The sequence below is a fragment of the Providencia sp. PROV261 genome (assembly GCF_028477945.1).
In the GTDB taxonomy this organism is placed as follows: Bacteria; Pseudomonadota; Gammaproteobacteria; order Enterobacterales; family Enterobacteriaceae; genus Providencia; species Providencia stuartii.
The window spans coordinates 1-19176 of record NZ_JAMPMC010000035.1 but is presented as its reverse complement, the minus strand read 5'-3'; the positions used below and the strand labels follow the sequence as shown (position 1 = coordinate 19176).

General features: G+C 40.5%; 20 protein-coding genes. 7 read left to right on the top strand and 13 right to left on the bottom strand.

The window, feature by feature from the left end:
- Positions 1-11: 11 nt before the first annotated feature.
- The 7 genes from waaO to radC all read right to left on the bottom strand — a co-directional run bounded on the left by waaO (position 12) and on the right by radC (position 5569).
- Entirely contained in the window at positions 12-1025 is a 1014-nt protein-coding gene (gene waaO, locus PR675_RS17085; RefSeq protein ID WP_213537467.1) for a lipopolysaccharide 3-alpha-galactosyltransferase, read from the bottom strand.
- A gap of 29 nt (positions 1026-1054) precedes the next feature.
- Positions 1055-1852, bottom strand: a complete 798-nt coding sequence (rfaP, locus tag PR675_RS17080; RefSeq protein ID WP_004924252.1) for a lipopolysaccharide core heptose(I) kinase RfaP — start codon at positions 1850-1852, stop codon at positions 1055-1057.
- Positions 1845-2969: a glycosyltransferase family 4 protein gene (locus tag PR675_RS17075; protein ID WP_040132603.1), complete on the bottom strand. Its 1125-nt coding sequence runs from the start codon at positions 2967-2969 to the stop codon at positions 1845-1847. The genes rfaP and PR675_RS17075 overlap by 8 nt, the downstream gene beginning before the upstream one ends.
- A gap of 1 nt (position 2970) precedes the next feature.
- Positions 2971-4035 carry a lipopolysaccharide core heptosyltransferase RfaQ gene (gene rfaQ / locus PR675_RS17070; RefSeq protein WP_004924247.1) on the bottom strand — a complete coding sequence of 355 codons (1065 nt, stop codon included), beginning with the start codon at positions 4033-4035 and terminating at the stop codon, positions 2971-2973.
- A 197-nt stretch (positions 4036-4232) separates the two neighbouring features.
- A complete protein-coding gene (gene rpmG, locus PR675_RS17065) occupies positions 4233-4400 on the bottom strand; it encodes a 50S ribosomal protein L33 (RefSeq protein WP_004924244.1) in 168 nt (55 codons plus the stop codon).
- Between the two features lie 11 nt (positions 4401-4411).
- Positions 4412-4648 (bottom strand): 50S ribosomal protein L28, encoded by a 237-nt coding sequence (gene rpmB, locus PR675_RS17060; protein WP_004924239.1) that lies wholly within the window; start codon positions 4646-4648, stop codon positions 4412-4414.
- A gap of 252 nt (positions 4649-4900) precedes the next feature.
- Positions 4901-5569, bottom strand: a complete 669-nt coding sequence (gene radC / locus PR675_RS17055; RefSeq protein ID WP_004924233.1) for a RadC family protein — start codon at positions 5567-5569, stop codon at positions 4901-4903.
- A 181-nt stretch (positions 5570-5750) separates the two neighbouring features.
- Between radC and coaBC the strand changes: the two genes are divergently transcribed.
- The 3 genes from coaBC (at position 5751) to slmA (ending at position 8531) form a co-directional block, all read left to right on the top strand.
- Positions 5751-6956 carry a bifunctional phosphopantothenoylcysteine decarboxylase/phosphopantothenate--cysteine ligase CoaBC gene (gene coaBC, locus PR675_RS17050; RefSeq protein ID WP_154625711.1) on the top strand — a complete coding sequence of 402 codons (1206 nt, stop codon included), beginning with the start codon at positions 5751-5753 and terminating at the stop codon, positions 6954-6956.
- Positions 6943-7398: a dUTP diphosphatase gene (gene dut, locus PR675_RS17045; protein WP_004924226.1), complete on the top strand. Its 456-nt coding sequence runs from the start codon at positions 6943-6945 to the stop codon at positions 7396-7398. Before coaBC ends, dut begins: the two co-directional genes overlap by 14 nt.
- 533 nt (positions 7399-7931) lie before the next feature.
- Positions 7932-8531: a nucleoid occlusion factor SlmA gene (gene slmA, locus PR675_RS17040; RefSeq protein WP_004924223.1), complete on the top strand. Its 600-nt coding sequence runs from the start codon at positions 7932-7934 to the stop codon at positions 8529-8531.
- Positions 8532-8744: 213 nt separating this feature from the next.
- Here the strand turns inward: slmA and pyrE are convergent, their stop codons facing one another.
- Positions 8745-9386 carry an orotate phosphoribosyltransferase gene (gene pyrE, locus PR675_RS17035; RefSeq protein ID WP_004924221.1) on the bottom strand — a complete coding sequence of 214 codons (642 nt, stop codon included), beginning with the start codon at positions 9384-9386 and terminating at the stop codon, positions 8745-8747.
- A 116-nt stretch (positions 9387-9502) separates the two neighbouring features.
- The gene (gene rph / locus PR675_RS17030; RefSeq protein WP_061064528.1) at positions 9503-10216 is read right to left on the bottom strand and encodes a ribonuclease PH; all 714 of its coding nucleotides are present in this window, start codon (positions 10214-10216) and stop codon (positions 9503-9505) included.
- Positions 10217-10338: 122 nt separating this feature from the next.
- On the opposite strand from rph, the gene PR675_RS17025 reads away from it, so the two are divergent.
- Complete coding sequence (locus PR675_RS17025) at positions 10339-11202, top strand: YicC/YloC family endoribonuclease (protein WP_014657191.1); 864 nt, start codon at positions 10339-10341, stop codon at positions 11200-11202.
- Between the two features lie 438 nt (positions 11203-11640).
- The gene (locus tag PR675_RS17020) at positions 11641-12771 is read left to right on the top strand and encodes an ABC transporter substrate-binding protein (RefSeq protein ID WP_014657190.1); all 1131 of its coding nucleotides are present in this window, start codon (positions 11641-11643) and stop codon (positions 12769-12771) included.
- Positions 12772-12832: 61 nt separating this feature from the next.
- Here PR675_RS17020 and PR675_RS17015 read toward each other — a convergent pair whose 3' ends face one another.
- The 3 genes from PR675_RS17015 to PR675_RS17005 form a co-directional block, all read right to left on the bottom strand.
- Positions 12833-14086 carry a nucleoside permease gene (locus tag PR675_RS17015; RefSeq protein ID WP_061064529.1) on the bottom strand — a complete coding sequence of 418 codons (1254 nt, stop codon included), beginning with the start codon at positions 14084-14086 and terminating at the stop codon, positions 12833-12835.
- Positions 14087-14184: 98 nt separating this feature from the next.
- Positions 14185-15120, bottom strand: a complete 936-nt coding sequence (locus PR675_RS17010; protein WP_061064530.1) for an EamA family transporter — start codon at positions 15118-15120, stop codon at positions 14185-14187.
- Between the two features lie 56 nt (positions 15121-15176).
- On the bottom strand, positions 15177-15995 hold the full coding sequence (locus tag PR675_RS17005; RefSeq protein WP_061064531.1) for a purine-nucleoside phosphorylase: 819 nt from the start codon (positions 15993-15995) through the stop codon (positions 15177-15179).
- A 187-nt stretch (positions 15996-16182) separates the two neighbouring features.
- Here PR675_RS17005 and PR675_RS17000 point away from each other — a divergent pair, with 187 nt between their 5' ends.
- Together PR675_RS17000 and thiM are read left to right on the top strand one after the other, a co-directional pair.
- On the top strand, positions 16183-17385 hold the full coding sequence (locus tag PR675_RS17000; RefSeq protein ID WP_061064532.1) for an ROK family protein: 1203 nt from the start codon (positions 16183-16185) through the stop codon (positions 17383-17385).
- A gap of 48 nt (positions 17386-17433) precedes the next feature.
- A complete protein-coding gene (thiM, locus tag PR675_RS16995) occupies positions 17434-18204 on the top strand; it encodes a hydroxyethylthiazole kinase (RefSeq protein ID WP_061064533.1) in 771 nt (256 codons plus the stop codon).
- 29 nt (positions 18205-18233) lie between these two features.
- On the opposite strand, the gene PR675_RS16990 is transcribed toward thiM, so the two are convergent.
- Complete coding sequence (locus PR675_RS16990; RefSeq protein ID WP_230085198.1) at positions 18234-18938, bottom strand: lipopolysaccharide core heptose(II) kinase RfaY; 705 nt, start codon at positions 18936-18938, stop codon at positions 18234-18236.
- Positions 18939-19176: the final 238 nt, after the last annotated feature.

Genomic DNA, 19176 nt, shown 5'->3' with positions numbered 1-19176 from the left:
CCAATAATTAATTATTTATTTAATTTAGCCCAAAAGTATTGAATGCTATTTTTGATTCCAGAAAATAATTTACCCTGGTTAAACATATGCTTAGCACTATAACGCAAATGGTTGCTACTTTTTGCTTTTAGCAATGGAATATCCTTCCATGGTGAAGATTTTTTGGCCTCAATAAATGGCTGTGCAGTCGCATAGTTCGCCCACTCATGCCATGGTTTAGTCGGACCAATATAATGAATTAATATCGTATTATCTGTTATTGGGTTCTCTTTTTTATCTTTTTGCAGCTCATAGTTTAGGCTATATTGTGTATTATACTTTCCATCAAGATAAATAACTTTGCCTGTTAGTAATATATTAAGAATATCCTGATCTAGATAGGATATTTTTGCTTTTATCTCTTCTTGAGATAATAATTCCATCGCTTTAGCCGAAATATCTAGTCGAGACCAGTTTATCAGATTGATTAGTAAAAATCCTGCGTTAAAATACCCAGTGGAAATATTAGGAACCCCTAAAGCATCAGCTCTTTTCTGCCACCAAACAGCATCTCTTTCAGGTACAACAGCAGCAACTTGATCATCGCTAAACTTAATATCTAACAATTCATTTAATGAACCCTGACATATAATATCTGCATCCATGTAAATCATACGTTCTAATTGATTTGAAAAATAATCTGCGATAATAAATCGAAAATAGGTTGCGTATGACCAATTTTTAGTACTTGGTAATGACTTTAGTTGCTCACAGTCAACTAGGTAAATGATAATACTAGTATTATACTGGCTTGCGAGTTGTTTAAATAAACCTTTCCATTCATCGTCAAAATAATCAGTAAAAATATGGAAGACAAAATGCATATCCGAATTATTTTTTAATATCGATGCAATAGAGATCCCACATCCATACAAGAAGTTACGGTCTATACCATAAGAGATATGTAAGCTAGTACTAGGGTGTTCCTCACCAGAAGAAGATAGATTTATCTGTTTAGTTACTGCATTTTGTTTATCAAAAAACATATTCTTTTTACTCTCTTTTTCGGAGAATGTTACAATGACTTTCTAATTGTACGCTCTTGGATTTTTTTTGCCTTGCTTCCTGCCTTGAGTACCAAAGCTTGTTCTTCTTTTAAAATTTCTCGTAAAGGCAAATCAAAGTAAACCTTCATAAAACGGAAAATATCTCTGCTTGTTAGGCCGATATTTAATGAAGAAAAGTATAACCCAATAAGATCTTTATCACGCCAACGAGTTGGAACCTTCTTTCTAAGTTGCGCTCGATGTAAATCTATCACCGAGATTTTCAAATCCTGCTCTTCACCTGAGAAAGGCAAGTGTAGTAAAAAATGGCAAATATAACAGTCGCGGTGATTAATACCAACGGCGTGCATTTTACGTACCATTTGAGCAACACGGCGAATAATCAATTGTTTAACTCTAAAATCAGGCGCTAGGCTTGGCCAATTTGCACAGTAATCTTCCAAACTCACCGTTGGCGTTAAATCTTTCGTAATAATAAAGGAATGGCGGCGTAGCGGATTCACACCCTTTTGCCCAAATGCACGGCCATCCATCGTATCCACACCCGCTTTTGTTAGCCGATGAATTGCGTTCCACTCCCTATCAGCCCCCAATACTGGTAGCCTTAATGAAAACAGGTTTTTTAACACCTCTTTTAAGCTTGTACCATAATGGATTTTGATAAAATAGCTCTCACCACCAAGCTCAAAGCGCAATGTTTTGCGACTTTCTAGCTGACGAAAAACCTCACCTTCTAACTGCTCAGTTTCAACAAAAGGATCTTTATTTTTCCATAGCTCACTAAAAGGTGTTTTAAGTTCAATCATCTAGATGTCCTAAAATAATATCAGCCGCTTTTTCAGGTAAACTATATAAGTCCTCTGTATCCGCAAAATGCCGCGCCTTTTCTGCCCAATTTTTTAATTGTTGTTTATTTTGCAGGCTTTCTGAAAGCGCAGAATCTAACGTTTTTTGCTCAAATGGTTCACGGATCACAATACCGCATTGAGCATCAGCAATAAATGAAGCATAACCACAAACTTCCGTAACAATAATGGGTAAACCTGCTGTTATAGCTTCCAGCAACACAATACCCGCCGCTTCTTGGTATGCTGGATGCATTAAGATATCAGCCGCTGCCATTAGCTCAGCAACATCATTACGCCCACTAAAAAAGGAGACTTGTTTACCTATACCCAGTGTATTTGCTAGACGCTGATATTTTTCAGGCTTATCCTGCCCAACTACCATTAATAACGTATTTTTCTTAATCTCCTCAGGCAATGCAGCCATCGCTCTTAAGGTTCTATCGACCCCTTTACGCTTAAAGTCGGAACCGACCTGCAACAACAAATACGCTGACTGAGGTATCTGATTTTTCTCTCGATAAATTTGCCGCGCATTGGGGATTTGTTTATCGTATTTTCTATCTTGCGCAATCCCCGGCGGCAGCATATAAAAACGCGACGCTTCTGTAGCATAGTGTTTTTTAAAATGTGCAATTTGATGAGGTGTTAACATTAATAGCTTAGTCGGCTTCCCTGTCTGAAACACCGCTTTTTCAAACCGGGCATAATGTTTATAGCGAGGCGTCAATTTGTAGAAAAAACCTTTTTCATTGGCGACTTTTTCTGCGTAACAAACATCCGCTGCATAGTAAACATCTAAGCCCGGCATCTTATTAAAGCCAACCACACGAGCTACAGGATGTTGTTTAATATGTGCCTGAACCCACTCACAATACTGCGCATTACGTCCATGGTTGGTTTTAGAAGTCACAGGCACAATGATAATTTCAAACCCTGCAGGTTTATCGCCATCCCATGATTGAGTATAGACGCGGATCTGCTGTCCTCTTGCCTGACATGCTAATGCAATACGCAAAAAATCACGCTGCAAACCACCGAATGGAAAATACTTGTACAGACAAAATGCCAAAATCATCTCAGAGCCTTGTCATTATTGAACGAATATTCATAGGCAGCATTTTTTCTGTTGCCTCAATAACATCAGATGCGGGAATGATAGAAAGATATTTTTTAGTTCTATCGAGCTTTTCTCTTGGTGGCATCGCCTCATAATCACCCGCCCAAAACTGCACAACATTATCACTCCACGGACGCCAAAATACATTATTCGTTGCGCCAAACAAACACACTATTGGTGTATTTACAGCCGCTGCAATATGCATCGGTGCTGAATCAACCCCGATAAATAACGCGGCATGCGCAATTAAGGCACCAAGCTCAGGAAACGTCGTTTTACCTGCCAATTCAGTAATAGGCTTGGTTTGGCAATGAGAAGCAATCGTCTCAATACAGTTTAGGTCTTCTTTACTTGGCCCTGAAGTCAAAACAACCTGATACCCACGAGATTGTAATGCATCAATGACTTGTGCAAATTTTTCATCATCCCAACATTTAAATATCTGCCGTGCGGTTGGCTGGATCACCACATAACTGCTGTGTACACCTAGCTCTAATAACTTTTGATCGATATTTTTCCAATCTTCTTCTGTGTATGACATCGTTAAATTGGTTTTTAGATTCGTTATTTTTAACGGTTCAAGCACAGAAAGATTATTCATAACAACGTGTTCACCATGAGGCTCGGTCAAGTGTGTAAAGCTATTTAGCCAATATTTGGAATCTCGATGACCAAATTTATGGGAGATTTTCATTTGGGCAGGGATAGAACGCACCAGAAGAGACACCATCCATTGGTCGGCTAGATTCACAACTAAATCATACTTATTACGGCGTAGTTTGAATAATAAACGAATAAAATTACATGCTTTACTTAGACCATTAGCCTTTTTACCTTTCATACCATATAAGGCATGAATTTCCCTATTTTCAGACAAAATAGGGATCGTATCTTGATAAAGTAACACGTCAATCTCGGCATCAGGATAGTTTTGTTTTAATGTACTGATGACGGGCGTCGTCAGTAACATATCCCCATGAAACCGCATCTTGATAACAAGAATTTTTTTAAACTGTTTTTTCACCAGACACTCTTAATTATATCTATACGTAAAATGACATAGTTCTTTGACAAAAACTAACACTATTAATTCAATCAATAATAAACATGTTACTACTTTAGTAATAATCGATATAGCTTTGAATGCCTATCGTCATAGTTTTTTGATTTTTAAAATAAAAAAACCCAGCCAAAGCTGGGTTTTTTATAAGAAAACAAAAATTATTTAATTTTTGCTTCTTTGTAGATTACATGCTTACGAACAACTGGATCGAATTTTTTCATTTCCAGTTTTTCTGGCATAGTACGCTTGTTCTTCGTAGTGGTATAGAAGTGACCAGTACCTTCAGAAGAAACCAGCTTGATTTTCTCGCGAATACCTTTAGCCATTTTTTAGCTCCTTAGTACTTCTCACCGCGGGCACGCAGTTCAGCAAGAACAGCATCAATACCCTTTTTATCGATAATACGCATGCCTTTAGCAGATACACGCAGTGTTACGAAACGTTTCTCAGACTCAACCCAGAAACGGTGAGAGTGCAGGTTTGGCAAAAAACGACGCTTGGTCGCGTTTAATGCGTGTGAACGGTTGTTACCGCTCATTGGACGCTTGCCAGTAACTTGGCAGACTCGTGACATGTCTATTCTCCAAAAATCTAATCAGCTCGAGCTTTTTTGTTCTGGGTATGGCCGCCTCGTCAGGCTTAGGAGCCCATCTCAGCAAACTTTATTGACTGAAAAGAATGTTATCATCTTAGTAAAAAAATTTACTGAGATAGGCTCTTCTCGCCAAACCCAAGATCCTCAAAGGTGGCGTAGTATACGCTTTCAATCGTTCTCACTCAAGCCCAATGCGGCAAAAGTTGTCATTTTTTAGTCAAAAAAATGCTTTTACAACCACCCTCGTTCAAGAAACGAAACACAATTTTTATGCCCAACAACAAAATGGTCAAGTAATTTAATCCCCATTAAAGTACAAGCCTCCTTAATACGAAACGTCACTTGCCTATCAGCGTCACTCGGCTCTGGGTTACCTGAAGGATGGTTATGTGCCAATATAATCGCACTGGCATTCATTTTCATTGCAAAACGAATGATTTCTCGAGGATGCACCTCTACCCGATTGATCGTTCCCCTAAATAACTCTTCGTAGCTAATAATTTGATGTTGATTGTTCAAAAATAAGACGGTGAAAACCTCTCTTTCTTGACCAGAAAATAGCTCGACTAGCCTCATTTTTAATAGGTTTGGGTCTGATATCACATCTTCATATAAAAATTGTTCAGCAAAAAACCGGCGTGCCAGCTCACTAATTGCCTGAAGTTGAGAGAACTTACACACACCAATTCCCTTGCATTTCGACAGCTTTGAGTAATCCGCTTGTAAAAGAAGGTATAAAGAACCGAACTCTTTGAGCAAACGTTCCGCAAGTTCAATTACTGATTCCCCTTGCCTACCTGTTCGTAAAAAAATCGCTAATAGCTCTACGTCAGTCAGTGCTACCGCACCATAAGCTAACAGTTTTTCCCTTGGCTGTAAGTTCTCTTCATATTCCATCATCACCCCCCTATTTCTCCTTTTGCGCTCCCACTTTTATATGCAGACGATAGGCACAACAACGCATAACTGGTGAATTTGCGTAGCGCTTCGTAAAAATAAAAGGGTGATGATATATACAGTGCTCTCAACGATATTTCTGATATGATAAGATGCTCTTCACGATAATTAGATGGATAGAACCATGACACAGCTATTAGGTAAAAAAATAGTTCTCGGCATTAGTGGTGGTATTGCCGCGTATAAAATTCCTGAACTAACCCGTCGGTTACGTGATGAAGGTGCAATAGTTCGTGTTGTTATGACCCATGGTGCAAAAGCCTTTATAACCCCTTTGACGCTACAAGCGGTTTCCGGTCATCCTGTCTCTGATGATTTACTTGATCCCGCTGCTGAGGCCGCAATGGGCCATATTGAATTGGCCAAATGGGCAGATATCATCATATTAGCGCCGGCTACCGCAGATTTAATTGCTCGGGTCACTTCAGGTATGGCTAATGACCTACTCACGACAATTTGTTTAGCTTCGGCAGCCCCCATTGCTGTTGTACCTGCCATGAACCAACAAATGTATCGGGCAACCGCAACACAAGAAAATTTAATTAAACTGAAACAACGTCAATATATTATCTGGGGTCCAGATAATGGTAGCCAAGCCTGTGGCGACGTTGGGCCGGGTCGAATGATAGACCCACTCGAGATAGTACGCCTAACCTGCGAGCATTTCCGCTCTCGAACAAACTTACAAGGTGTAAAAATCATGATTACTGCTGGGCCTACTCGTGAAGACTTAGATCCCGTCCGTTTTATCAGTAATCACAGTTCTGGGAAAATGGGTTTTGCAATCGCCGAAGCGGCAAGCCAACGCGGGGCACAAGTCACTTTAATCGCTGGCCCAGTGAATTTAGCAACGCCCTCCGGAGTCACACGGGTTGATGTTATCAGCGCTCTTGATATGTATGAGCAAGTCCACCACACTATTGCACAACAGGATATCTTTATTGGTTGTGCTGCCGTTGCTGATTATCGTGCAAAAACCATCGCAGAAAATAAAATCAAAAAGCAAGGTGATGAAGTTGCCATTACATTAGTTAAAAACCCAGATATTGTTGCGAGTGTTGGTCAGTTAACGCAAAATCGCCCTTATGTGGTTGGGTTTGCAGCCGAAACCCAAAATGTGGAAGAATACGCACGCCAAAAGCGCCAACAAAAACAGTTGGATCTAATTTGCGCGAATGATGTTTCTCTCGCTGATAATGGTTTTAACAGTGATAATAATGCGTTACATCTTTTCGATGCCTTTGGTGATGTCCGTTTACCACACAGTAGTAAACTTGAATTAAGCCACCGTTTATTAGACGAGATACTTCAACGTTATGAAAAAAATTGATCTAAAAATTCTTGATCCCCGTATTGGTAATGAATTTCCGTTACCAACTTATGCGACATCTGGCTCCGCAGGGTTAGATCTACGTGCCTGCCTTGACGCGCCAATTGATTTGGCACCCGGTCAGACTGAACTAATTCCTACTGGCCTCGCTATCCATATTGCTGATGAGCAACTTGCAGCGGTGATCCTCCCTCGTTCAGGCCTCGGTCATAAGCACGGCGTGGTACTCGGTAATTTAGTAGGCTTAATTGACTCTGACTATCAAGGCCAACTGATGGTGTCTGTTTGGAATAGAGGCAACCAGACCTTTACAATAGAACCAGGTGAGCGCATGGCTCAAATGGTCTTTGTACCCGTTGTTCAAGCAGAATTTAATATCGTCGATGACTTTGATGCTACAGAGCGTGGAGCCGGTGGTTTCGGTCATTCCGGTCGTCAATAAATCTGCATAATCCTAATTCAAAGCTTTACTGGTAATATCAACGCTATGTTAAGTGGCGGAATAAAAATAAAATTATCAGTAAATTAACCGGAAAATAGGCGGTGTCGTTATAGTAAAAGGGCTCTGTTACCAGAGGTATTGTTATTCAACCCTCACTTGTTTATCACGACAAAAGATCCGTTGATGCAACGGGTCTTAATAATGCTAACAATAATGATGAGTTGAATGTGTTGTGCTACGTTTGTTTGATATCTCTAACAAAAAACCTCAAGTCTTACCGTATTGAGGGCTGATACGCTAACGTGTTCAGAGGATTTAAAGCGTTCCAACAACAAGGAATAGTTATATCTTCATTTAACACGAAGTGTTACGAGCGTGCATCTAACCATAGATAACAAGAATAGACCTTTGGAATTAATAAGCTCTCATACAAACCGTCCTATTTTATCTTCTTTTTGCCCTTTGATGGCTATTTACTCAGGGCAAAATTTTAGATAGTTTGTTTTGCTGTTTTAGCAGGGGTCTTATCAGACATGGCAGAAAAAGCGATAACAAAAAAACGCAACAGGCGCGAAGAGATTTTACAATCACTTGCGCTGATGTTAGAAAGTAGTGATGGTAGTCAACGAATTACAACCGCAAAACTAGCGGCAAATGTTGGTGTATCAGAAGCCGCACTCTATCGACATTTTCCAAGTAAAACCAAAATGTTCGATAGTTTAATTGAGTTTATTGAGGACTCTTTAGTATCGCGTATTAATCTTATCCTGAATGATGAAAAAGATACGTTAACTCGTATTAAATTGATTTTAGCGCTTATTTTAGGTTTTTCAGAAAAAAACCCTGGCCTAACCCGTATTATGACAGGCCATGCGCTCATGTTTGAGCAAGATAGGCTACAAGGGCGTATCAATCAGCTCTTTGAACGGATTGAGTCACAGCTACGGCAGGTATTAAAAGAGAAAAAAATACGTGACGGTCAAGGCTTTATCCATGATGAATCCCTATTGGCAACGCAATTACTTGCTTTTTGTGAAGGGATGCTATCGCGTTTTGTCCGTTCAGAATTTCGCTATCGCCCAACGGTAGAATTTGAATCTCGCTGGCCTTTAATTTTAGCTCAGTTACAATAACAGATTAAACTACTACTCACCCCGCCCACTCTTTGGGCGAGGGCTTTTTTCTTTTAGTAGGTTATTTCCCTGAGTTAACACTCACTGAAAGCTAAAGTACTGCTTGTAGAGAGAGGCCTGCTACTTCGGCATCTTTTATGCAAACTGATAGGGTAACTATGGCAAGTCACCCTTAATTTCCGGCTCAATTTAAAGCCAACAACGTGTAATACATTAAATACCATATTGCTGGCGATAAGCTTTCATCGCAATAAGGTGTTGCTGCATATCCTCACGTTCAGCCAGATAAGCGATCAAGTCGCTCATGGTGATAATGGAATACACTTTACAGTGATAATCACGCTCAACTTCCTGTACAGCAGAGATCTCACCTTTCCCTTTCTCTTGACGGTCAAGGCAGAGCAGAACACCATTTAGCGTTGCATTGTGTTGCTTAATAATTTCCATCGACTCACGGATAGCAGTACCTGCCGTAATCACATCATCGACCACAACAACACGCCCCTGTAATGGACTCCCAACCAGAGTGCCTCCCTCACCATGATCTTTTGCTTCCTTACGATTAAAGCAATATGGCATATCCACATCATGATGCTCAGCAAGGGCGACAGCCGTGGTTGTGGCAATCGGTATGCCTTTATAAGCAGGCCCAAACAGCACATCACACTCAATCGCACTTTCCTTAAGCGCTTGGGCATAGAAACGACCAACTAATGCCAAATCACGCCCCGTATTAAATAAACCCGCATTAAAAAAATAAGGGCTTTTACGGCCTGATTTCAGCGTAAACTCACCAAATTTTAGTACCTGTTTTTTCATGGCAAGTTCTATAAATTCGCGCTGATAGGCTTTCATGGGTCAATCTCCTCAATCGTTAACATCTATATATTAGGTTGCATATCTCTGGCGATATTTACCAAATCGCCGAACATAAAAAAGGCGACTATTTCAGCCGCCTATTAAAAATAACTTTATTTCAACGCTTCTCGTTGAGCTTCAAAAATCGATCCTAGCCCCGTTTTTGCTAGCGCTAATAATGATAAAAGCTCATCATGGCTAAACGGCTCACCTTCTGCTGTTCCCTGAACTTCGATCATGCGACCATCGTCCATCATCACAACATTCATATCGGTTTCTGCTGCGGAATCTTCGACATATTCAAGATCGCACAATGCTTCACCATCAACGATTCCGACAGAAACTGCTGCAACCATAGATTTTAGTGGGCTTTGTGCAAGTTTACCCTGTTCAACCATTTTATTGAGGGCATCAACCAACGCAACGCAAGCACCTGAAATTGCAGCGGTACGTGTTCCGCCATCGGCTTGTATTACGTCGCAATCTAAGGTAATGGTGTACTCACCTAATTTTTTAAGGTCAACCGCAGCACGTAGAGAGCGTGCTATCAGGCGTTGGATTTCCATTGTACGGCCTGTTTGCTTCCCTTTGGCTGCTTCACGTTGATTTCGTGAGTTGGTTGCGCGAGGTAACATGCTATACTCAGCGGTAACCCAACCTTGACCTTGCCCTTTTAGGAAACGAGGTACACCTTCCTCTACTGTTGCATTACATAACACCTTAGTGTCGCCGAACTCAATAAGAACAGAGCCTTCCGCATGCTTAGTATAGTTGCGTGATATTTTAATCGGACGCATTTGGTCTGCCATTCTGCCTTCTGGACGCATGGTGTTATCTCCATTTTCAACTTAATTGCCGCGCATTATACGTCCTTAAACCGATAATGCCTATCCTGACATCGCGCATAGCGCTATAATCCTTCTAGTATTCATTTTGATAGGAACGAATTATGATCCGTAGTATGACCGCTTTTGCCCGCCGTGACATCAAGGGTGAATGGGGGAGTGCGGCCTGGGAGCTGCGTTCCGTAAACCAACGTTACCTAGAAACATATATCCGCCTACCTGAACAATTTCGAAGCCTTGAACCGGTGATCCGCGAGCGGATCCGTGCACGCCTTACTCGCGGTAAAGTCGAGTGTAACTTACGTTTTGAATTAGATGGTGCAAAACGTGGAGAGCTTATCCTTAATGAGGATCTAGCTCGCCAAATTATTAGTGCGGCTAACTGGGTGAAAAACTACAGCCACGAAGGTGAAATTAACCCACTTGAAATTCTGCGCTGGCCAGGCGTTATGTCCGCTGAGGAGCAAGATTTAGATGCTATCAGTGAGCAGCTATTAGCTGGCCTTGATGAGACCTTAGATGCTTTCATTCAAAGTCGAGAAGCTGAAGGTGCTGCGTTACACGCTCTTATTGAGCAGCGCCTTGATGGTGTTTTAGTGGAAGTAGCCAAAGTTCGTCAGCATATGCCTGAAATTTTACAATGGCAACGTGACCGTTTACAGGCGAAGTTAGAAGAGGCTGATATTCAAGTCGATAGTAATCGTTTAGAGCAAGAGCTGATTTTGCTCGCCCAACGTATCGATGTCGCTGAAGAGCTTGATAGGCTTGAAGCTCATGTTAAAGAGACCCGCAATATTCTTAAAAAGAAAGATGCAAATGGCCGACGTTTAGATTTTATGATGCAAGAATTTAACCGTGAATCCAATACATTAGCGTCAAAGTCTATCAATAGTGAAGTGACTAACTCTGCAGTTGAGTTAAAGGTCTTGATAGAACAAATGAGAGAGCAGATTCAGAATATCGAATAGTATTTTAAAACATATTACCAAGCCAGCCGATACACTGTATTCGCTGGCCTTGATAGTATTAACGTAATCCATACAATCTATTGAAACTAATGCATATCAGTAAACTATACTTACTTTTGCTATAAGGCTAAAAGAAGGTACTACACGCCGAAAAATGCAGGGATAACTTCAACACCCACCTTATTCAACTGCAAATATCATCCTATCATCAGTCGCTTACAGCGTACTTCTCCGCTAATCGAGGTACATTTTTCTCCTCTCTTTCTTAACGCCACCCGAAAACTTATTCAAATGATTAAGATTATAACCTGATGAATTAAATCAAAAAAAACATTAACTCATCAATAAATAGAAAAAGATTATAGGTTATTGTTCCGGATATTTTACATATGATAATGATAATTGTTATTATCTAATCTTGCTCAAAGGGGTCTAAATATGAAGATAGTTAATCACCTGCTCTCAATAACATTTATCACATCACTCTCATTTTCAGCATTAGCAACGACTTATCCAATCACAATCACCGATATGGACGGTCAAAAAATCACGTTAAAGCAAGAGCCTAAACGTGTTGTGCTACAGGATGGCCGAGATATTTTAACCCTTGCTTTGCTTGATAGGGACGATCCATTTAGTCGTGTTGTTGCATGGAACAACAACCTTAAAAAATCTGATCCACAAACAGTAACGTTACTGGAGAAAAAATGGCAAGAGGATATGCAGAAAATCCCAGACATGGGGTTTAATGATAAAGGTGAGGTCAATACAGAAGTGGTTATTGCGCAAAAACCGGATGTATTAATTGCGCAACTGCGTGCAAAGCCAGCCTTAGAAGGTTCAGGTGTTGTCAGCCGCTTAAAAGATGCCAATATTCCTGTCCTATATATTGATACTTTCTTACAGCCCGTCAAAAATACGCCAGCTAGCGTCGATATACTTGGATTAGTGCTCAATAAGGAAAAAGAGGCCAAAGCATATACTGATTTCTACAACACACGCTTGTCTGATATCCAGAAAACGACTGCAAAAATTGAAAATAAACCACGTGTTTTTATTGAAGCCAAAGCGGGCGCAAATGGTAGCGATAGCTGCTGCTTCACCCATAACAACGCAGGTTGGGGTGGGTTAGTACAGGCAATTGGTGCAGATAATATTGGTAGCCAATTCTTGCCTGGCGCTTCTGGTACTGTCTCTTTAGAACAAGTGATTGCCACTAAGCCTGATGTCTATATTGTTACAGGCTCTCGTTGGGTCAATAAAAATAATATTGCAGCACCCTTTGGTTATGGCGTAACTGAAGACGAAAATCAACGTGGTTTTGAACGGCTCAAAAAACGTGTTGGTTTTAACCAAATCAGTGCAGTAAAAAATAACCGCCTATATGGCGTTTACCATAATTTTTATAACCACCCTTACAATATTGTCGGTATGGAGTATCTAGCGAAATTCATCTATCCCGAACAATTTAAGTCACTGAAACCTGAAGAAACCTATAATCAAATCATTAAGGAATTTACGACAATCCCAGTTTCAAAAGCAATTTGGGGTTCTCAAGCTGAACATTAATGATTATGCAAACTGCCCTCCAATTGTAGGGGGCAGTTTATCTCCTATCGAATAAAATACATTACCCTTTTGCTGCTGCAAGTTCACCTTTCCTATCATGATGGTAGTGGAACGTGAAGTAGAAAATAACAGCAAGAACAACAGTATAAGAGGCAAAAACAAGCCAAATGGTATGCCAATCTTTTACGCCATCGACGCTAAAGTAGTCAACGACGAGACCACTTAATATCGCCCCAAAATAAGCGCCGACACCATTGACCATTGTCATAAATAGCCCCTGAGCGCTTGCTCTCATTCGATTATCAACTTCCTTTTCAATAAAAATAGAACCCGAAATATTGAAGAAATCAAAAGCACATCCATAAACAATCATGGATAAGATCAAGAACATTAAACCTATTGCAGAAGGGTCACCAAAAGCAAAGAAACCAAATCTTAATGTCCAAGCGAACATACTTAATAACATGACAGTTTTAATGCCATAACGCTTCAAGAAAAATGGAATGGCTAAAATAAAACCAACTTCTGCCATTTGTGAGATAGACAGTAAAATAGATGGATACTGTACGATTAAACTATCTTGAAATAGCGGGTCACGAGCAAAATCATGTAGGAATGGGCTGCCAAACGTATTGGTTATTTGTAAAACAGCGCCTAATAACATCGCAAATAAAAAGAAGACAGCCATAATAGTTTTTTTAAATAACACCAAAGCGTCAAGGCCCAGTTTACTGACCCAACTACTTGAGATAGCTTTTTTATTCACGGCAATATGAGGTAGTGTCAAAGAATATAGTGCCAACAATAACGAACAACTTCCTGCGATATAGAGCTGCATGCTACTTAATTCAAATTTTAATAAGCTAATGCTCCACATAGCAATAATAAAACCTACCGTACCAAACACTCGGATTGATGGGAAATTAGCCACAGAGTCTAATTGGTATTGGCTTAATGAGGAGTAACTAATTGAGTTGGATAAAGCAATGGTTGGCATAAATGCCATCGCATTAATTAGCATGATCCAGAACATCAATGTCGAGTCAGTAACTGTTGCAGCGTAGAATAAGGAGCCTGCACAAATAATATGGCAGATCATATATAACCGATTCGCGGGAATATATTTATCTGCAATTATTCCGATAATGCCCGGCATCAAAATGGCAGCAATCCCTTTAGAACTATAAACCATTCCGACTTCGGCACCTGAGAAATTGAGTGTTTTCATCATATAGGCACCGAGCGTCACTAACCAGCTTCCCCAGACAAAATATTGCAAAAACAACATAATTTTTAAGCGGGTTTTAATATTCATACAAGTCTCCATTTGGAGTTATACTCGTCATTCTTTAGGTTGGCAGCATTATTGGCTAACTCATACGGGACATATTGTTCGATGAGTTTAAACGTTGATTAACGTGTCGCCTTACTGCGCCTCAGTTTATTCAAGAGCATTTGTTTATTTGTTTTTATTTTCACTTCAGCAATAGTGACACCGAATAAGATAATGGCAACGCCTACAAACTGAATGAATTCGAGAGGTAGATGTAAGACGGTAACAGACAGCAAGATTGTTACAGGTAATTGCATTGAGCTTAAAATTGTCGCAAGGCTCGTTCCGATAAGTGGAGTTCCTTTAGCAAACATCCACATACCAAAAAAAGAGCCAAAAAAGGCTAAGGGTAATCCATAAGAAAAAAAGAGTGAGTTAAATGTTGAGAAATGGCATAAAAAGGTAGGAGGTACAATGACTGAAGTGAGTATCGCTCCCCCCGTTACCATAATTGCGGAACGCATCATAGGATCGGTTTTCACCGCGAGTGCACCACTCACATAGACACGTATCGCATTCGACAAAGCAGCACATAAACCTAATGCAACACCTAACCAATGGAATTGGATATGCATCGTATTAAGCAACCCCGTAGCGAATGTCGTACCAATTAAGATAAATAATACTGACACCAGCGTCATTGCTGTAGGAGCTCGGCGAGTTACAGCCGTATTTATCGCCACCCCCATCCAAGTAAATTGCAGAAATAGCACAACACCTAAAGCAGGAGATAAATACTGCAATGATGCGTAATACAATAGCCCAGTTAATCCTGTTGTTGTCCCCATCAATAACATCAATATTGATTGTTTCTTCGATGGCCAACTGAGTGACTTTCGCCTAATAGCGGAGCCAATCAAAACAAATAGCCAGAGCAAAACCGCCCCTAGCACGGTTTGGCTACCGATGACATCATTCAAAGAAAATCCGGCCTGATAAGCCAATACAACCAATGTTGACAAAATGCCATAGCTGCAAGCGCCCAGTGAAACTAAAACTAACCCTTTTAATTTCATTTCATACCTACCTACATGGTGTTCTATGGCATTCTTTATATTGTTTTGAGAATAAGTTAGAAGCGAGCGATCACGCCAGTGACTAATTTCAAGAATGTCGCCTTCACTTTCTCGGCAGTTTCAATCACTTCATCATGGCTTAATGGTTGCTCTAAAATGCCACACGCCATATTGGTTAAGCAGGAAATACCCACTGTTTTGATTTGTGAATGGTGAGCGACCAGTGCTTCCGGTACGGTTGACATACCGACGGCATCCGCCCCTAACGTTCTAATCATGCGAATTTCGGCTGGTGTTTCATAAGTCGGGCCAGTCCACCAGGCATAGACACCTTGGCGCAGCGAAACGCCTTGTTCTTTGGCAACATCAAGGATCACTTGGCGCAACTCTTTGTTATAAACTTCGCTCACATCCAAAAAGCGAACACCTAATTCAGGGTTATTTGGCCCTATCAGCGGGTTATTAGCAGTTAGGTTGATATGGTCAGTGATAACCATCAGATCACCGGGGTTAAAGTCAGTATTAACGGCACCGCAAGCATTGGTAATGATCAATTTCTCGACACCTAATGCTTTCATCAGGCGCACAGGAAAAGTGACTTGGTCGAGAGAAAAACCTTCGTAATAATGAAAACGGCCTTTCATTGCGACCACATTTTTACCTGCGATAGTACCGATCACCAATTCATTCGCATGGCCAACCGCTTCGGACTTAGCGAAATGTGGGATCTCGCTATACGGGATATGGACTGCATTTTCTAATGTATCGGCAAATGCCCCCAAACCAGACCCTAAAATGATACCAATCGTTGGTTTTGTCGCTGTACGTGATTCAATAAAACGCAAGCTTTCTAAAATATCATTGGTGTTATGCATGGAAATCTCCGAATCGTGCCCAAAAGAGTGAATGAGGTGATGATAAAGTAATTTAAAAACCAATCAGCGATCTTAATCTCATTTTAAGAAAAAGATTCTCGCTATGATCTTATTTAAACAGCAGGATTTTTTGAGCAGATCTGCTAATCTTGGACGCGGCGTGTCTTGATAAGAAAAAGGTGATGACTTGTTACTTACACTATTGAATGAATTTCGCACCTCGAAAAATTCAAAAACTCGTAAACTCAAAATGCTGTATAGGCTAATCCTGAATCATGGGCCAGTAAGAGCAGAAGAGCTATCATCATTAGCGAGTATGAAACCCGCGACTTGTGCAAGACTGCTTGATGAGTTAAGTAAAAGCCAATTAATTTCGACATCGGAATTGGGGGAATCAACGGGGGGACGCAAGCCAATATTGTATAGTATCAACTCGGATGATGGGTATGTTGTTGGGATTGAGATGAGCGATCTCTACTCAACCATTATGTTGCTTAACCTAAAATTAGATATTTTAGGCATGCTGAAAATAAAAAATGAACAGCTAGAGACAGCAGAAAATATGCTGGATCACCTATTGATCAAAGTTGAACAGTTATTATCTGAGCACCAATTAACAATCGAAAAAATACTGGGTATTGGCATCGCCATTGATCATATTCTAGAACGAGATAAGGTCGACTTTACTAAATATGATGAGCAGATCAGTAGCCTATTCAATTATATTGATAATAAAGTGCCCTGTTTTGTGACACTGGGCAGTGGTATCACCTTTGCCGCGCTTGCCGAATACCGTTTAAGGTATCATTCAAAAAGCCAACGTTTTTTATTTACAACTTGTGATACGGACATACGTAGCTGTACCATCATCAATAATACCTTTGCCCCTGCGCCAATCAGTACCGCTCAAGCTTTTGGTCACACGACGATTGATATTCGAGGGCTAAGATGTGAATGTGGCTCTTATGGATGCTTAAAACAATACAGTTCCTTATCGGCCATAAAAGCACGCATTATTCAGCAAATTCGATTAGGAAAATCTTCAATCATTAATCAGTTAGTCAGCACTGAATCGGAGATTAATTATCATACTATTTTCCAAGCACTCGCTATGGATGATAAATTATGTTTAGAAGTGCTAGAGGAAGCTGCCTATTATTATGGCCTTGCGATTGCAAACGCTATTTTAACATTACAGCCGGATGTTGTGGTATGTGGTGGTACATTGACACCTAAAAACCATTTTTTTGCCATGACGAAAAAGTCGATAGAAGCGAAAATGGCTGCATTTCCACATATTAAAACCCGTATTTTTCCAGCAAATGACTCCTATGAAGTCGTCGCTCAAGGTGCGGGTGGAATGGTATTAGAAAATTATTTGGCGGATTAATTTTAGGTTAACAAAGACTGGCGAGATCAGGTGACATAGGAGACAGTGATGCAATTTGAAACGACTTCAGAAGAGCAAATTTCAAAAACTAAGCAGCGATTTATTGAACATTCACCCCTGATCCATTGTATGACCAATGACGTTGTACAAACCTTTACTGCTAATATTTTATTAGCCCTCGGCTGTTCCCCTGCTATGGTGATTGAACCCGAAGAAGCGGAGCAATTTGCTGCTATTGCTGATGGTTTATTAATTAATGTAGGCACATTGACCGCAAACCGCCAAAATGCCATGTCATTAGCGGTACACAGTGCTAAAAAAGCTGAAAAGCCATGGGTGTTAGATCCCGTTGCGGCTGGTGCACTGACCTTTCGCACCCGCTTTTGTCATGAACTGCTGGCTTTATCGCCAACTGCCGTTCGTGGTAATGCGTCTGAGATTATGGCGCTAGCAGGATTTAACCAAGGTGGTCGAGGTGTCGATTCATTAAACACCACGAATGATGCCCTACCTGCCGCCCAATCTCTTGCCCAAGCAGCCCAAACCATTGTCGTGATAAGTGGAGAAATTGACTATATTACCGATGGTCAAAGAACGATGGCTATCTCTGGCGGCCACCCAATAATGACCCGTGTTGTCGGTACCGGTTGTGGGTTATCTGCCGTTGTTGCGGCAAGCTGTGCATTACCCGGAGATCGGTTAGTCAATATCGCGAATACATGTGCCATCATGAAACAAGCAGGCGAAATTGCAAAGCAACGCTGTCGTGGAACGGGTAGCTTTGTGCCTGAATTTTTGGACGCATTATCATCACGCTAAATCAGCGTTAATGGCGTATATCGCGACATTTATAAACGCGTTTTCTTACCACGTATTTTACGCGACCAATGACGAATGTTATTTCGCAACATGATAAATTGGTACATAAAATTCTTTTTATCAGGTTCGATACCATAAAACCGTTTTAATGCAATTAAGTCATTCGCTTTGCAAATCGCGAGATGACCAAAGTCTGATAAATCGATAATTTTAAGTCCATTATCGGTGAGCACCAGATTACCTGCATGAATATCATTCGATGCTAAATCATAAGCATGGAGTTGGTTAATAAGTGCTGCTATTTCGGGGTAATAAGGCGTGATATCGCTGACCTCCGAAAGTACTGTGCCCTCAACATATTCGGCAATAATCCATGTTTCAATGGATTCTCGGCAGCGCATCTTTTCGGCCACAAAATAGATATCATTTGTGATAGTACAACCTTGATTTTGCGCACGCACTAAACGATAAAGTAGGCGGGAAAAATAAGGGCCATGCACCATACGCATAATTCGCTTTTCTAAACGACTATCGCGCTCTTTTTCACACTTAATGATGTAGTTTTTCCCATTAATCGTAATACGAGCGACACTGCGCTCCATATTGCCACTATTGAGATTTTTACCAACAATTTTGCCTTGGATATAATCATCAATGACTTGCCAATAATCTATATCACTCTCTTTTTGATAAACCTGATACCCATTTTTTTGTGACTTTATTATATTTTTCATTGCTCGCCATTTCACCGTACCATCTGTTTCAACCAATGCTAACAATTACCTACATTCATTTCTTAGCGATTGTTGCAGATTATAGTTAAAGAATGGCAAGTATCCACTGTGAGCTAGCCAGCATAACAGCTGGCTAGTGATAGATCAGAAAAAATAAGGGAATTAATCGTTACCAAATAGGTCGCGGGTATACACTTTATCCGCCACATCTTCGATTTCAGGCACCATCCGGTTAGCC

Coding starts and splice junctions, on each gene's coding strand:
- PR675_RS17020 (WP_014657190.1), top strand. CDS start 11,641: ATGAAGATAGTTAATCACCTGCTCTCAATAACATTTATCACATCACTC.
- rfaP (WP_004924252.1), bottom strand. CDS start 1,852: ATGATTGAACTTAAAACACCTTTTAGTGAGCTATGGAAAAATAAAGAT.
- PR675_RS17075 (WP_040132603.1), bottom strand. CDS start 2,969: ATGATTTTGGCATTTTGTCTGTACAAGTATTTTCCATTCGGTGGTTTG.
- rpmB (WP_004924239.1), bottom strand. CDS start 4,648: ATGTCACGAGTCTGCCAAGTTACTGGCAAGCGTCCAATGAGCGGTAAC.
- thiM (WP_061064533.1), top strand. CDS start 17,434: ATGCAATTTGAAACGACTTCAGAAGAGCAAATTTCAAAAACTAAGCAG.
- radC (WP_004924233.1), bottom strand. CDS start 5,569: ATGATGGAATATGAAGAGAACTTACAGCCAAGGGAAAAACTGTTAGCT.
- PR675_RS17010 (WP_061064530.1), bottom strand. CDS start 15,120: ATGAAATTAAAAGGGTTAGTTTTAGTTTCACTGGGCGCTTGCAGCTAT.
- PR675_RS16990 (WP_230085198.1), bottom strand. CDS start 18,938: ATGAAAAATATAATAAAGTCACAAAAAAATGGGTATCAGGTTTATCAA.
- pyrE (WP_004924221.1), bottom strand. CDS start 9,386: ATGAAAGCCTATCAGCGCGAATTTATAGAACTTGCCATGAAAAAACAG.
- PR675_RS17005 (WP_061064531.1), bottom strand. CDS start 15,995: ATGCATAACACCAATGATATTTTAGAAAGCTTGCGTTTTATTGAATCA.
- rph (WP_061064528.1), bottom strand. CDS start 10,216: ATGCGTCCAGAAGGCAGAATGGCAGACCAAATGCGTCCGATTAAAATA.
- coaBC (WP_154625711.1), top strand. CDS start 5,751: ATGACACAGCTATTAGGTAAAAAAATAGTTCTCGGCATTAGTGGTGGT.
- PR675_RS17025 (WP_014657191.1), top strand. CDS start 10,339: ATGATCCGTAGTATGACCGCTTTTGCCCGCCGTGACATCAAGGGTGAA.
- PR675_RS17015 (WP_061064529.1), bottom strand. CDS start 14,086: ATGAATATTAAAACCCGCTTAAAAATTATGTTGTTTTTGCAATATTTT.
- dut (WP_004924226.1), top strand. CDS start 6,943: ATGAAAAAAATTGATCTAAAAATTCTTGATCCCCGTATTGGTAATGAA.
- rpmG (WP_004924244.1), bottom strand. CDS start 4,400: ATGGCTAAAGGTATTCGCGAGAAAATCAAGCTGGTTTCTTCTGAAGGT.
- waaO (WP_213537467.1), bottom strand. CDS start 1,025: ATGTTTTTTGATAAACAAAATGCAGTAACTAAACAGATAAATCTATCT.
- slmA (WP_004924223.1), top strand. CDS start 7,932: ATGGCAGAAAAAGCGATAACAAAAAAACGCAACAGGCGCGAAGAGATT.